Raw genomic sequence first — 15,072 nt, 5'->3', positions numbered from 1 at the left:
GTTCTAATAGTGTTTTTTCTTAATCAAAATGAAAACAGTTATTAGCATCAGAAATAGATTAACAGTAACAAGTGTCCCAACTCCATTGATAAAAGTTATATTTACTGATTTTAATGGTTCAAATCCTGTTCCACCTAAAATTACTTGTTGAAAATCAACATAAGATGTTGGGAAATATTGTATTAAATTATTTTGATTTGTTCCTTCCGGTGAAATATTGTAATTTGTAACTAAAAGAAACAGCAAAACACCACCCACATTAACCAAATAATTACCCGTGAATATAGATAAAAAGAAACTAATTAAAACCAAAAGTAAAATCCACAAAATAATAAAAATGATATTTTGATAGAAAAAGGTGGATATGGGTAATATAGTTACATCATTATTAATGATAGTTGCGATTGGATAATCAAAGTTACCTATACCATTTTTTATAGCAACAATCAAAGAGACCATTACTAAAGGTAAGAGAACACTCAATAAAGAAAATAGAAAATAAGAAAAAAGACGTGCCATATTTTTAGAAACTGGTTTTTTAGGCAGTATATTAATTAAAGCAATGTATTGTTTTCTTTTCTCATACGAAGTGATTGTTGCAATAAGGATGGCAGAAATTGAGAGATATAAGATACTGGGGATTGCACCAGAAAAAATAAGTTCGTAATAATTTGCTAAAGGAAGTATCTTAGTACTTTCTAAGGAAACAAGCGGATAACGATTTTTATGTAAATATTCTAATTTAGAAACGACTTTTTTTTGTTCAATAATAGGTATTCCAACTAATTTGCCGGATAACATATCTTCCAAGTTCTTTTTTTCAAAAGTATATTTGCTTTCGACAATCTTGTTTGAGTCTTGTGACTGTAACGCTGAGATTACTGCTTCCATATTTTTGTTCGCGATTTTTAGATCCTCTATAGTTTCGACGGCCGTATCGTCATCTTTTATTGCATCAATAGTCTGCTCATTAGCTAACTGATTTGCTTGTAATTCATCTACCTCACTCCAGGGACTTTCCCTATGAAAAATTAAAGGTATCAACAATAAGAGCGTTAGAATTATAAATGGTAAGTAATTTATCTTATTCTTTATTAGATTTATACATTCAAATTTAAGTACATTCATATTTTATCCTCCATATAATTGTTTGTAGAGTGCCAATATTTCGTTCATATTTTTCGTATCTCTTGCTATTTTTCCGTTTTTTAAAAATAGAACTCTATTACAGATTGCTTGAATATTAGCAATGTCATGAGATGAAAAAAGAATTATTTTCTTTTTATATGCTAAATTTTGAATGATTGTATTAGTAAGTTCTATACTACCAGGATCCAAACCATTTAGAGGTTCATCAAATAATAAAACTGGTGCATCACTAATCAAATATGTTGCTAATAATGCATGCTGTTTCATACCTAGAGACATTTTTTTTATAGGAAGAGTTTGATACTTATGGATTTTTAAAAGACTAATTACTTCATCTATAGCAATTTTGCTCTGCCAATTTTTCTTAATCAATAATAAGTGATCTAAAATAGTTAAATGCTCAAACAAATTATTGGAACTCTCTAAATAGAAAAACGAGCGGTTAAAGTTTAATGAATGAGGTGAAAAGCTATTAATTTCTAGTTTTCTATATGTAACTGGTAATAAGTGTGCTATTCCGTTTAATAAAGTTGTTTTACCTGTACCATTTGGAGCAACTAATGCGACTATTTCGCCATCCATAATTGACAAACCTAGACCATCAATTATTTTTTTTCTCCCTCTTTTTATAGTCATATTCTCAATTAAAACCGACATAAAATCCTCCTTTTCGACTCGCTCCGCTATTCGAGCCATATAGTAGTGAAAACGAGGGCGGATCCTCGTTATAATAGATTCAAAACTCTTCATAAAATAATACGTCCTTTTAACTTATTGTATCAATGTAATAAGAAAGCGCAATTTTTTTATGTCTATATTATGAACGACAGTATAGATTATTAGCTTCTTTGAAAGAAACTGAATAATGGGGTTAATCTTATGCTCGCTTTCCTTAGAATAATGTCTTTTTTTCCATAGATAAGAGAGTAGGACAATAATCAGAAGAAATCTGATACTTGTCCTACTCTCTTATCTATAGTTGCCTAAAAATAATTTTATGTCTAAACTTTAATTATGTTTACACAGTGTTTCTTTAATACATTATGAGCTTTTGTCATTGCTAGATATGCTTCTGCTTGAATGCTTACGATTTTAAAGTATGTTTCATTCATTATGTTTAGCCTAATTTTATTCTTCCTCTAATAAATCCGTCTGTCCCCATTTTTTACAACATGCCATTCATCATCAACATTCTTGCTTACTTTTCTTAAAGTCTGTAACAACATTTCTTTCTCTTCTAAGGATAATCCTGCTAAAGCGGCCTTTTCTGAATATGTTTCTTCTCGTTTCAAGTAATTATAAAGCTCTTCTGCCTTATCTGTTGTATATAGCTTACGAATTTTTTTGTTGTCGGGATCAACTGCTTTTCTTATTAATTTTTCCTTCTCAAGCTTCCCCACTGACTTTGAAACAGTCGTCCGATCTTGTTTGACTAACTCAGCTAAAGAATCATTAATAATACCTGGATTTTCGTAGATCCTCGTTAAGTACAAATATTGGTCTTTATTAAGATGAATATCCTTAAATTCCACATTGCTGATATAAGACAATGCTCGCGAAATCACACCAATTTCTCTTAATATTTCAGACATAGCTATTCCTCCATTGGTAGTAAATAAGTTTCTAAATCAAGCGTCTTAATAATTTTGTCTAGATCAGCAACTTTTACAACCATCGTTTGATCTGGGCGACCAGGCGCAAACACAAGCTTTTCATGTGAAAGCAACGCTTCATCAATTATCACAGGCACTTGTGTCTCATAGCCAAAAGGGGAGACGGCTCCCGGTTTTTGCCCAGTTGTTTCCTCCATCGTTTCAGCGGAGACAACAGAAAGCCTTTTTCCTACAAGTTTACTTAATTTTTTAAAATCACTTCTTTTCGTAGTGAACGTCAAAAAGATATAGTGATTGTCTTGTTTGTTCTTTAAATACAAACTTTTTGTCTCTGTCCCATTGAAACCTTGTTCTGCTTTTACAACCAGTGCATCCTCATTCGTATAAATCGCTCGGTGATGATATAACTCAAAGTCAATATTTGCATGTTTAAATGTTTCCTCTAGATTGATCAAATTTTCTCACTCCATTTAAATTGTTGAATTTTCTATAATTTCATCCAGAGTAAAGGTTCTTTGTTGAAAAGTCAACAAAAATATCACCGGAAATTATAAATGTTTTATCAGGCAATGAAACTAAAGTAGACGCAGTCGCGTTCTATCGTTTTGGAGGCAAGGAGTGTCACTTGAGAACTGCTTGGTGATTTTGGCACTAAATTTGAGGGGATTGAGAAGTAAATGGAAAGAAAAATGCGTATATTAGTAAAAACTAGTCTAAAAAGAATCCTGGAAAAAAGAAACGCACAGTTATGGAGCTGGACGGAAACATTCAGGATTCTCGAGAAATCTAACTAGTGAGAAGGACCAAAAATTTGTAATTTGAAGCAATTGTTATTTTAAAAGACCACTAATTAAAAAAGAAAAAACGAAGCGCAAAACTAATTAGCATTTACGGAGGAATAATCATGAGAAATACAACTTATAAAGAACAAAATAACGAAGATCTAAAAGCAAAAATTCGTTCAGAATAGGAGAAAGTGTGGGTGAATAAGTTAAGGCTATAGTAATTGAAAATCCAACAGCAGATTCAAAAAGAAATTGAATTCGTTCAATAGACCCCAATCTTGTTACAAATACACTAACATGATATATTTGATGTAGTGTATTTGTAACAAAGGGGGATAAGTAAATGCAAGATAAACTGAAAGAATTGCTGGCTATTCGGGATGGAAATTTATCGATGAAGGAAGCTAGAAAATTAGGAATCGCAGCAACAACTGTACAAAGATTGGTGAATCAAAGAAAATTGATCAAAGTTGATCGTGGTTATTATGTAGAGGATGGTCATGGAATAGATGATTTATTTTGGCTTCAGCAAAGATTTTCCAGAGGAATCTTTTCTCATGAAACGACCTTAGATATTTACCAGCTTTCTACGAATATGCCAAAATTCATTCATTTAACTTTTCCCCATGGCTATAACGTGGATCGTTCAATTACAAGAGAACAGCAGTTACAGTTTCATTTTGTGAAGAAAGAATTTTATGAGCTAGGAAAAGTAGAGGGAACTTCCTTTCAAGGGAATCCTATCAATATGTATGATAAAGAGCGTACACTTTGTGATATTTGGAATCCGAGATACGAAATTGAATACGAAATGAAATTAGAAGCGTTAAAAGATTACATGCAAGACCCAATGAGAAATCCAAGTAAATTAAGAGATTACATGACAAAACTACATGTAGAAAAAGAAATGAAATACCATATGCAAAGCTTGTATTGATGGAGGAAAAAAATGACACCAACACAATTTGCAGCAAAAACCAGAAATTTAGCAAAGAGTACAGGATTGAATGCACAGTTAGTGCAACGGCATTTTATGATGGATCGTTTAATTGAACAAATTTCTGAATCAAAGTACAAAAATGACTTTATTTTAAAGGGTGGCTTTTTATTAGGATCAAAATATGGAATCGATAGAAGGACAACCATTGATATCGATACGACATTTAGAAATAGCAAATTAACTGAAGAAAAATTGCAGATTATTCTTAATGATTTAACTAGAAAACCCACGAAAGATGGGATCGTTTTCTCTATTCAAGGAATGAAGGAAACAAGAGAAGCGGATTTTTATCCTGGGTTTCAGATTAAGTTAGTGGCTAATTTAGAAAAAGTACGTGTGCCATTTAAAATGGATGTGACAACAGGTGATTCTATTTATCCTGCAGTAGATACACACTATCACCAATTAATGTTTGAAGATAAAAAAGTGGAGATCCCAGCTTATCCAACAGAACAAATCATTGCAGAAAAGCTAAGTGCTACGTTCAGTTTTGGTACAGATAATTCGAGAGCAAAAGATTACTATGACTTGTTTACGATTCCAAAACTAGAAAATATTGTTACGAAAGAGTTATACAAAAGTGTTCGAAATACATTCACAAAACGCGGAGATACCAAACCTTTGTCCTTTTATTATGAAAGAGAAATGGAAAAAATCAGAGGAAACGACTATTTAGAAAAACAATGGGAAAAATATCGCTCAGTTAATACGTTTGCGAAATCTATTTCATTTACAGAGACAGTCAACGAAATCGATCACCTAATGAAAAGCATGATTAAAATTGAAAATCAAGAAAGAAAACAATAGTTAAAAAGATTCCAACAAATAAATCAGGAATTGGAGAGAGAAGGATGATCAATAATGTAACTTTAGTAGGACGATTAACTAAAGATCCCGATTTACGTTATACCGCTAGTGCTACCGCAGTCGCCACTTTTACGCTAGCTGTCAACCGCAATTTCACGAATCAAAACGGCAATCGAGAAGCCGATTTTATCAATTGCGTGATTTGGCGGAAATCAGCGGAAACAATCGCCACGTTAGCTAAAAAAGGTAGTTTGATCGGTGTTGTTGGACGAATTCAAACTCGAAGTTATGACAACCAGCAAGGCCAACGCGTGTATGTGACAGAAGTTGTGGCTGATAACTTCCAACTATTAGAAAGTAAAGCAGCGACAGAAAGCCGTATGCATCAAAATCAATCTCAAGCTGAACAAAGAACAAGCACTTTTGAACAACGTGGGACAACTACGAACAAAAGTGGGTTTAAGGCTTCCCAAAATCCGTTTGATGGGCAAAAAATTGACATTAGCGAGGATGATCTACCATTTTAAGCCAAGTTATCTAGTGGTTGCTTTTAATAAAATTTATGCGATAAACTAGTTGAAAACATTCTACAGTCAACAACTAAAACAAACTAAGATCAATGGGTAAGATGTTCCGTCAAATATCTTACCCAGTGATCTTTAGTATTTTTATAATTGTTAACTTAAGTGAGATTTTATTGATAAAGTTAATGTGTAACTGGAAGCTTAAATTTTATTGAACTAAAATCTTGACTATTTTGGTTGACTAAATCACGCACGTAATAGTACTCGATATTGATTTCTTGAACGTTAGTATTTTTCACATCTCCGTCTAGTAAAAAGTAAGATTGGACAACGCCTGTGGTCCCTAATTTTAAAGGGGCCGTTTCTGGCTGACCGCTGGGTTGGTATTGTAGCGTAGGATATACATTAATGCCATCTTCTGTAACTAAATCAAAGTTTCTATAAAACTGCGAACCATCATTAAAATCATTAAATGAATGGTTTGTCATGCGAATATCAAGTCTGATGACAGTGTCTAATTTTTGAGCTAAGTAGGCTTGTTGTCGAATGACCTCATCTGGTTGGGCGCTGGCATTAAGAATTTCGATCGTAACTGCTGGTTTTCCGGCTAAGTAGATTGTGACCGGATCGTTTAGTCCATGGAGTGTTGAAGTGTCATTTGATGATTCGTTCTCTGGTTCTGATTTGGCAGAGGATGATTCTGATGATTTATTATCAGTGGTTACTGTACTAGTTATTACTGTAACGTTTTTGTCAGTGTTACTTGCAGATTTGCAACTTGTTAATGTCAATAAAAAAAACAAGCTAACAATCCCTAAAATTACTTTGTTTTTCATATTCCCGTGAGCTCCTAAAATGTAGATTATAGTATAATTCCGCTTTATTATAACGTTTAATTTTTTATTTCAAGTGTTCTGAAATAGATACCTAAAACCCTTTATTTAAAATAATAAACTGAGAATCAAAAGTAGTTATCTACTTTTGGTTCTTTTTTTATTCTTAAAAAAAATTCTACCATGTCTTCCTAGTTTTATAACAGTGTTATCACCTCTAAAACCTCTTCGTCCAGATTCTTTTACTCACTGAAAAAAAATATTTCAAATAACTGTTGACCCTCCTATTATAGGAGACTATATACTTATTTATGTGCTATAACACCAGAAAGATAAGAGGTTTAAGAAATGAGATAGATAAAAGAAGATGAGTTTTGAGTTGAAACAAAAAGATTGAAAGAAGTAAAGGAGAGATCACAGTGCTAAAACTATTTAAAACGGCACATTTAAGTAAAGTAAAAGTAGGTTTGTTACTCCTATTCATCACACTACAAATGTTGGGAACTTTATATTTACCTACATTGACGGCTGATATCATCAATGAAGGGGTTGTCATGCAAGATATGGATTATGTACAAACGACAGGAGCAATCATGTGGGGGGTGGCGATACTGACAGGTATTTTCTCGATCTTAGCCACGTACTACTCCGCTGAGGTGGCGACGACTTTTTCTAAAAATATCCGCGATCGTTTGTTCAAACATACACAAAAGTTGTCATACCAGGATTTCAAGCATTTTAGCGGGTCTTCGTTGATTACACGAGCAACGAATGATATCGAACAGTTACAATCGACGATCAGTATGTTTTTTGAGACGATGATCCCTGCGCCTTTTGTCATGATTGTTGGGTTGATATTGGCCTACATAAGAGATGGTTACATGGCGTTGATCATCTTGATCACAGCTGTCATCTTCACAATTGTATTTGGTTGGGTTACCTTGAAGATTTTTCCGCTTTTTGAGAAAACACAGGTTGGCTTGGATAAGATCAATGGGATCGTCGGGCAGTATTTGTCAGGGATTCGGGTAGTGCGAGCGTTCAATCGGACAAAGCTTGAGAAAGAGCGGATGGATGCTTCGTTTATTGATTTTGCGAATTTGAATATCAAGATCAATCGATTATTCGCAGTGATGATGCCGATCGTTATGTTGGTCATGTCTCTTTCTACTGTGGCAATTATGTGGTTTGGTGGTATGAGGGTAGATTCAGGGAATATGGCGATCGGTGATATCATGGCGATCATTGAGTATGCAATGAATATTTTGATGTATTTATTGATGGCTGTCTTTTCAGCAATCAACTTGCCAAGAGCAAAGGTATGTGCGAATCGTATTCTTGAAGTTTTAGAATATCGTCCTGAGATCACTGATGGTGAGGCGCACTTGAATGGACGTGCTGATTTACGTTTAGAATTTAAAAACGTTAGCTTTTCTTATCGCGATGCAGAAAATCCAGTGTTACAAAACTTAAACTTTGTTTGTGAGCAAGGTACGACGACGGCAATCATTGGCGGAACTGGTTCGGGTAAGAGTACGGTGGCGAAATTGATTCCACGATTATTTGAGGCTTCTGGTGGAAAAATCACGTTAAATGGGATGAATGTCAAAGATTTACCACAAGAAGAATTACGCAGCAAAATCGGGTTTGTGCCACAAAAAGCCTTCTTGTTCAGTGGCACGATTGCAGAAAATTTAAAACATGGCAATCCGCATGCTTCATTAAGAGATATGAAACAGGCAGCAACGATTGCTCAAGCAGAAAGTTTTATCAATGAACTTCCAGAAAAATATGAATCAACAGTCGTGCAAGGAGGAAAGAATTTCTCAGGCGGTCAAAGACAAAGGTTGTCCATTGCACGAATGATCATGAAAAAACCAGCGATCTATGTGTTTGATGATAGCTTCTCTGCATTGGATTATAAAACAGATGCCGCATTAAGACGTTCTTTAAAGGAAGCGACAAAGAAATCGGTGATGGTTGTGATCGCTCAACGGATCACTTCAATCAAAGAGGCAGATCAAATCATTGTTTTAGATGAAGGTAAGGTTGTTGGTAAAGGAACGCACAGAGAGTTATTAGAAAATTGCGGTGCATATTTCGAGATTGCAAAATCTCAGCTGAGTGAGGAGGAGCTAGCAAATGAGCTCAGAGAACAATAATACGTATGACGTGATGGATGGTGGAGGAGCCATCTCCGTTGATCATGCGAAAAATAGTAAAAAAACGTTAGGACGGTTGATCAAAGCATTGGCGCCGCAAAAATGGCTAATGATGATCGCTTTTCTATTTGCTATCTTTGGTGTCTTGCTGAATCTATGGGCGCCGAATATATTTGCGGATGCCATCAATATCATTTTTGAAGGTGTTGAATTGTCGTTTACCGAAGGAGCAGCGATTGCTATTGATTTTCGTCGATTAGCTGAATCGATCCTCTTATTGATCGGGGTTTATATATTAAGTTCGGTCTTCTCTTATTATCAAGAGTATGCGATGGCTTCGGTATCTCAAAAATTGGTGTTGAGTTTAAGAGAACAAATCAGTGAAAAGTTAACAAAAGTACCGTTGAAGTTTTATGATACAAACCAAAAAGGTGAAGTTTTAAGCCGCGTAACCAACGACTTGGAGCGTGTGAATGAAATTTTAAGAGATGCGATCATGCGCTTGTTTACTTCGGCAATCACCATTGTTGGCTCGGTGATTTTAATGATCCGCATTGATCGAACGTTGACATTGATTGGTGTTGGAGCGATAGTGATCGGTTTAGTCATCACTATGCTCGTTGGGATAAAAAGTAATGAGATTTTTACAGATCGTCAACGTTCTGTAGGGATATTCAATACGAAAATTGAAGAGTATTTTTCAGGGCAGGTAGAAATAAAAGCCTTTAACTTAGAGAAAGAAGTCATCGGACAAACGAAGAATTCAATTGATCAATTGTATCAAGATGATAAAAAAGCGCAATTCATTATGTTTGCGATCATGCCGATCATTCGACTATTCAACCAAATCGGGTATGTGGTGATTGCTGGATTAGGTGCTAGTTTTGTTATTCGAGGAAGAATTTCGGTTGGACAAATCTTATCGTTTTTCCAGTATATCCAAATGTCTCAAGAGCCTTTGACTGAAGCTTCTTATTTATTCAACTCGCTACAATCTGCCATTGCTTCTGCGGAACGAGTGTTTGAGATCATCGATGAAGAGGAAATGGAAGAAGATACGCAAATAAACAGAAGAATCAAAGCACCAAAAGGAAATATTTCTTTTGAAAATGTCCAATTTGGCTATGGAAAAGAACTGTTGATGGATGGTGTCGATTTTGAGGTGAAGGCTGGACAAAAGGTGGCAATCGTTGGCCCAACTGGCGCTGGGAAAACAACAATGATCAACCTATTGATGCGCTTTTATGAAACCAATGCAGGAGCGATCAAAGTCGATGGTGTGGACGTCAAAAAAATGAGTCGTCATTATTTACGTTCACTATTTGGCATGGTTCTGCAAGATTCATGGATGTTTGAAGGAACAGTCAGCGAGAATATTGCCTATGGGCGTCATCGTGCCTCGAAGTCTGAGATCGTTAATGCAGCAAGAATGGCACGTGCCGATCACTTTATCCGCACGTTGCCAAACGGCTACGATACGGTCATGAATGATGAGAATGCGTCTTTATCTCAAGGAGAAAAACAGCTTCTATGTATTGCACGAGCGATATTGACCAATCCGCCAATGCTTTTATTAGATGAAGCAACATCGAGTATCGATACGAGAACAGAATTAGAAATCCAAAAAGCAATGGATAATCTGATGAAAGGAAAAACCAGCTTCGTGATTGCGCATCGCCTTTCAACGATCAAAAACGCAGATGTGATTTTAGTCATGAAGGAAGGGAATGTCGTCGAAGTTGGCGATCATAAAACGTTATTGCAAAAAGGCGGTATGTACAGTGAAATCTACAATAGCCAGTTTGCTTCTTAGAAATTAAGCGGAGGTGTCGATTATGTTTCAAATCGATTTTAAAAATCGTAAAGCAATATACAATCAACTAATAGATAATTTTAAGCGTTTGATCGATACAGGGGTTCTTAGCCCTGGCTCAGAGGTACCTAGTACCTCTGAGTTGGCTAAGATGTTGATGGTTAACCCGAATACAGTATTGAAAGCTTATTTAGAGCTAGAGAATCAGAGCTATTTTGAATCTGAGGGGGGAACGGAATGGTTTGTTCGAACGTCCTCTGAAGAAAAGGATCAAGAACCAACAAAAACGTTGTATAGTCGAATCCATGCCGATCTACAATTGTTGTTAGAAAATGGTGGTAATAAAGAAGAAATCGAGCAACTTATCGGGATGGGACAAAAGTCATTTATCCAGGTAGAACAGTTGAAAAAGAAAATGGACGATACGATGGCGTTAGCTGGGCTGACCATGAATGTCAAAAAAGGTTCGATCTATGGACTTGTAGGAACGAATGGTTCAGGTAAAACAACCACACTTAGGCACTTAGCTGGGCTTTTGCGGCCGGATAGTGGGATTGCTCGGATCGATGGGTTACCAGCCTATGATAAAGCACATCAAAAGGTGATCGGTTATATGCCGGAGGAGATGTATTTCTTGCCCGACTATACAATGAAAATGCTCCAGCGTTTCTTTAAAAATAAATACCAACAAACTTGGAATAATGACCGCTACCAAGAGTTGGTCGCAGTGTTCCAACTAAATGAAAATAAAAAAATTAACACATTCTCAAGAGGCATGCAAAAACAAGTGGGCTTTATTTTTGATATTTCTACAATGCCAGATGTATTGCTGTTAGATGAAACCATCGATGGGTTAGATCCATTGTTTCGCAAACAAGTAGTGAAAATGATCATTGAAGATGTAGCGAATCGAGAAATGACGGTGTTGATCACTTCGCATAATATGCGAGAAATGGATGGCTTGTGTGATACGATCGGGATCATCAAAAATGGCCAATTGGTCATTGAAAGAGAATTGGATGAGCTAAAGGCAAATACCCATAAGATCCAAGTAGCATTTCCACAAGACTTTATGATGAATCATTATCCTTATGACGGCTTAGAGGTTCTTTATATGGAAGAGCTTGGCAGTACCGATCTATTAGTCGTACGCGGGAAAGAGGAAGAAATCGCTCAACATATCGAAAGCTTTGAACCATTGGTCTATGAACTTGTACCAATGACACTAGAAGAAATCTTTATCTACGAAACAGAGGGGGCATTGGATGAAGTCCGTAATTAGTACGCCGTTAATGAAAGAACAAATGAAACGTATCTGGCCAATGATGCTTTTGACATTTTTAGGCTATGGGTTAGCTTTATTATTACCAATATTTTTACAAACAGGAGGAGCCGATTCAGTTGTCCGAGCGCAAAGAATGATCGATCTTTTGGCGATGAGGCAACCAGTCATGTTGGTTTCAATGATCATGATCCCCGTTGTCGTTATATTACTTCTGTTTTCACATTTATTTGATTCAAAAGCAATGAGCGTCTATTCGTCTTTTTCGGATAACAAAACACAATTGTTCTGGACTTCCGCACTAAGTGGTTGGCTTGTTATGGTTCTTCCATTGTTAGCGATGAGTGCATTGCTGTTGATTCGTGTTCGTTATTCTGGTTCAGTAGATGTCTTGGAATTTCCGACTGCGTTATTTTCAAGGGGGATCGTCAGTGGCGAAGTGATCAATACTTTTTCAGTAGTTGCGATGTTCTTTTTACGCAGCCTGATCATCGTTACTTTTTATTTTTCACTTTTTCTCCTTGCGGTAACAGTGAGTGGAAATTGGGTGATTGCCAGTCTTTTGTTTGCGATTTTCCCATTTATTCCAACACTGATTCATCGCTTGATCCAAACAATCGCTGCGATGTATGTGTTTGGCTATGTACCAATAAATGCTTTAGACAGTCAAGTGATCTTCACTTATAGCAATCCGATCGCATGGTTTTGGAGTTTTGGGCAGAATGCTCAACCGATCTTTTTACTGATTTACATCAGTATGACGCTAGTTATCCTATTTTTAGCGTATCTTAGTTTTACGCAACGGAAAGTGGAAAAAACGGAAGAACCAATTGTTTTCACTAACTTTAAACATCTGCTGATTTTCTTGTTGTCAGTAGCAGGAATGCTTGCTATGGGTGCGTATTTAATGGATTTCTTTAGCGGTCGCTGGTTTATGTATTACGGTTTTGTGATTGGCTTTTCTTTTACTTTTGTGATTGCCCAAATGATTGTGAAAAAAAGATTCAATGTGATTACTGAAGTGAAATGGTTGATGCCGATGATGGGCATCGTTCTTAGTTTATATGGTGTGATGCTGTTAGTGACGAATTTCGGTGTACGTACCTATACGAATCATGTGCCGGCAGTATCTCAAGTGGAAGGAATCTATGTCAGTCATGAGGGTCAGATGAAAGGCAATGACTTTTCAACAGATGATCAAATGATCCAAGATACGATCAACTTGCATCATCAAATCATTGGTACTCGCTCGGTTACAGGACGTGATTGGAGAGATTTATCAAGAAACGAACGTCGCGATATACGCTCGGATGAACGTGAGCATCGAAAAAATATGCAGGAAGCTTTTTGGCAATCCATCACTGGGAATGGTGAACGCTTTATCGAAAATGGTGGAGAGCATATTTATATTACTTACTTGCTAAGTGATAATGAAAGAATCCATCGTCGCTATGCTTTACCAGGAACATTCGTTTCTGCGATGGCGGAGAGTGAGTAGTACACAGAAATCTATGGTTAGAGAACTTTACGTTATTTTATTAAATGCTTTGTAGCGATTCAATTATTTGAAAGTAAGCTGTCATTTACAAAAGTTGATTTTGTAGATGATTGCTTATTTTTTTATGAATTTTACGTAAAATATCTAGGAAAGCGTATATCCGCATTATGTCAGTTAGTCTTGGCTAGCCAGTAGTCAATCAGTAAACAAATATATGGCATCACAAATTACTTTGAATCAGCTTGACAAGAAATCAGCAATGAAAAGTATTTCGCTACGGATATCCGAATATTAGAAGAGAACAAAGCGGTAAAAGTCTTCACTTATGAATTCAATTATTCGGGTGTCAATAGAAAGGTGATTTTGTTGAAGGTGGCTGAAAAGCAACGAATGTATTTTTATATATGGCTGGAAAGTGGTAGTTATTGCACGAACATCTGAGTAATGATTAATCTGAGATTAGTCAAATTAATTGTATCTGCCTATTAACTTTATAATATGAATAGAATATAATGAAAATAAGGTGAGCATTATATTAAAATATTATAAGAGGGTGTTTAAGTGAAAAGTTATGGAAAAACAATCAAAGAGATACGCAAAGCGAAAGGCATGTTACAAAAGGAATTAGTGGATGAGCAACTTTCAATATCATTGTTATCTCAATTTGAAAATGGGCGACTATCAATGTCTTGTGAAAGATTCCACCTTTTGTTGTCAAAGCTTGAGGTGAAGTTTGAAGAATTTATTGTATTGCATTCTGAAAGTCCTTATTCACCAGTACATGTAGCCATTAGCAAATATATGCGCGCTACTAATGTGGCTTCATTAAAGGAATTAGAAAAACTACAAGAAAACTACGAAGAATTACTAGCATATTATCACGAAAATTATTCCTTGGAACTGGATCATTTTTTGCAAATAATCCGGTTCAATTATGAAACGAAAAAATCTTATTTCAAGGGAGTCCCGATGCATGAGGCTAGCTTGATGCACAGCCATCTTTTAGACTCGGCGAAACAATATTTGGCTGATACGACGACATGGGGCGTGTATGAATTAAAATTGTTTTCTCGCATTGCTGTGTCTTTGGAACCTGAAGTTCTATGGAAGTATGTAAAGATGGCGAATGATAAAAGTGAACGATTTGAAAAAGTCCCAGGTAATAAAGATATCTTGTATCAAACATTCATTACGATCTTTTCCGTTTTTTGTTTATTTGGTGAAGTGGACTATGCAACCAAGCTATTCTCTCTTTGGAAAAGCCGTGTCATTAAAGATGAGCATATTGAACAGGCGGTTCTTTTGCCATTTTATGAAGGCTGTTTAGCACTATTAAATCAAGAGGAGGAACAAGCTATTCAATTGATGGATCGTACCTTAACAACCTTAGAAACTCTAGGTTTATCAAAAATCGCACATGACTACTCAGAATTAAAGAAAGTTCTTACAGTTCTTGGATTTGTGACGGTCATCATTATTGATCCGTTGTTTGAGGATTTAATTAAGTATTAAAACACTAGTAGGACGGGACAATACGGGGCAGCCTCGAGAAATAAGACGGAATATACGAAAATTACTTTTTAAATTTTTGTGGATTCCGTCTTAT

Annotated in this window: 13 protein-coding genes; 8 read left to right on the top strand and 5 right to left on the bottom strand. The window is 35.7% G+C overall.

The features are described 5' to 3' along the window. Nucleotides 1-3: 3 nt before the first annotated feature. The 4 genes from JZO83_RS13235 to JZO83_RS13220 all read right to left on the bottom strand — a co-directional run bounded on the left by JZO83_RS13235 (nucleotide 4) and on the right by JZO83_RS13220 (nucleotide 3,217). Nucleotides 4-1,128, bottom strand: coding sequence for an ABC transporter permease (locus JZO83_RS13235; RefSeq protein ID WP_207116051.1), 1,125 nt, complete (start codon nucleotides 1,126-1,128; stop codon nucleotides 4-6). Between the two features lie 3 nt (nucleotides 1,129-1,131). Next, the gene (locus JZO83_RS13230) at nucleotides 1,132-1,806 is read right to left on the bottom strand and encodes an ABC transporter ATP-binding protein (RefSeq protein WP_206855521.1); all 675 of its coding nucleotides are present in this window, start codon (nucleotides 1,804-1,806) and stop codon (nucleotides 1,132-1,134) included. Nucleotides 1,807-2,288: 482 nt separating this feature from the next. Next, entirely contained in the window at nucleotides 2,289-2,741 is a 453-nt protein-coding gene (locus JZO83_RS13225; protein ID WP_206855524.1) for a MarR family transcriptional regulator, read from the bottom strand. Nucleotides 2,742-2,743: 2 nt separating this feature from the next. Then, nucleotides 2,744-3,217 (bottom strand): YbaK/EbsC family protein, encoded by a 474-nt coding sequence (locus JZO83_RS13220; RefSeq protein WP_206855527.1) that lies wholly within the window; start codon nucleotides 3,215-3,217, stop codon nucleotides 2,744-2,746. A 673-nt stretch (nucleotides 3,218-3,890) separates the two neighbouring features. Between JZO83_RS13220 and JZO83_RS13215 the strand changes: the two genes are divergently transcribed. From JZO83_RS13215 to ssb, 3 genes are read left to right on the top strand one after another with little or no spacing between them, the layout of a single operon-like run. Next, on the top strand, nucleotides 3,891-4,484 hold the full coding sequence (locus JZO83_RS13215; protein ID WP_206855529.1) for a type IV toxin-antitoxin system AbiEi family antitoxin domain-containing protein: 594 nt from the start codon (nucleotides 3,891-3,893) through the stop codon (nucleotides 4,482-4,484). 12 nt (nucleotides 4,485-4,496) lie between these two features. Continuing rightward, the gene (locus JZO83_RS13210) at nucleotides 4,497-5,354 is read left to right on the top strand and encodes a nucleotidyl transferase AbiEii/AbiGii toxin family protein (RefSeq protein ID WP_206855531.1); all 858 of its coding nucleotides are present in this window, start codon (nucleotides 4,497-4,499) and stop codon (nucleotides 5,352-5,354) included. A 44-nt stretch (nucleotides 5,355-5,398) separates the two neighbouring features. Beyond that, nucleotides 5,399-5,881, top strand: coding sequence for a single-stranded DNA-binding protein (gene ssb / locus JZO83_RS13205; RefSeq protein ID WP_206855533.1), 483 nt, complete (start codon nucleotides 5,399-5,401; stop codon nucleotides 5,879-5,881). 179 nt (nucleotides 5,882-6,060) lie between these two features. On the opposite strand, the gene JZO83_RS13200 is transcribed toward ssb, so the two are convergent. Then, entirely contained in the window at nucleotides 6,061-6,714 is a 654-nt protein-coding gene (locus tag JZO83_RS13200) for a hypothetical protein (protein ID WP_206855534.1), read from the bottom strand. Nucleotides 6,715-7,130: 416 nt separating this feature from the next. Between JZO83_RS13200 and JZO83_RS13195 the strand changes: the two genes are divergently transcribed. From JZO83_RS13195 to JZO83_RS14540, 5 genes are all read left to right on the top strand, one after another. Then, the gene (locus JZO83_RS13195; protein WP_207116050.1) at nucleotides 7,131-8,873 is read left to right on the top strand and encodes an ABC transporter ATP-binding protein; all 1,743 of its coding nucleotides are present in this window, start codon (nucleotides 7,131-7,133) and stop codon (nucleotides 8,871-8,873) included. Beyond that, nucleotides 8,854-10,686 (top strand): ABC transporter ATP-binding protein, encoded by a 1,833-nt coding sequence (locus JZO83_RS13190; RefSeq protein ID WP_207116049.1) that lies wholly within the window; start codon nucleotides 8,854-8,856, stop codon nucleotides 10,684-10,686. The genes JZO83_RS13195 and JZO83_RS13190 overlap by 20 nt, the downstream gene beginning before the upstream one ends. A 22-nt stretch (nucleotides 10,687-10,708) precedes the next feature. Continuing rightward, complete coding sequence (locus JZO83_RS13185) at nucleotides 10,709-11,968, top strand: ATP-binding cassette domain-containing protein (protein ID WP_207116048.1); 1,260 nt, start codon at nucleotides 10,709-10,711, stop codon at nucleotides 11,966-11,968. Continuing rightward, nucleotides 11,952-13,466, top strand: a complete 1,515-nt coding sequence (locus JZO83_RS13180) for a hypothetical protein (protein ID WP_207116047.1) — start codon at nucleotides 11,952-11,954, stop codon at nucleotides 13,464-13,466. The genes JZO83_RS13185 and JZO83_RS13180 overlap by 17 nt, the downstream gene beginning before the upstream one ends. Before the next feature lie 561 nt (nucleotides 13,467-14,027). Then, nucleotides 14,028-14,978 (top strand): helix-turn-helix transcriptional regulator, encoded by a 951-nt coding sequence (locus JZO83_RS14540; protein ID WP_207116046.1) that lies wholly within the window; start codon nucleotides 14,028-14,030, stop codon nucleotides 14,976-14,978. The last annotated feature ends 94 nt before the right edge of the window (nucleotides 14,979-15,072 follow it).

This window comes from Enterococcus sp. DIV1298c, assembly GCF_017316315.1.
In the GTDB taxonomy this organism is placed as follows: domain Bacteria; phylum Bacillota; class Bacilli; order Lactobacillales; family Enterococcaceae; genus Enterococcus_B; species Enterococcus_B mangumiae.
Note: the sequence above shows the minus strand (reverse complement) of the source record. Positions and strands in the feature narration are given on the sequence as shown.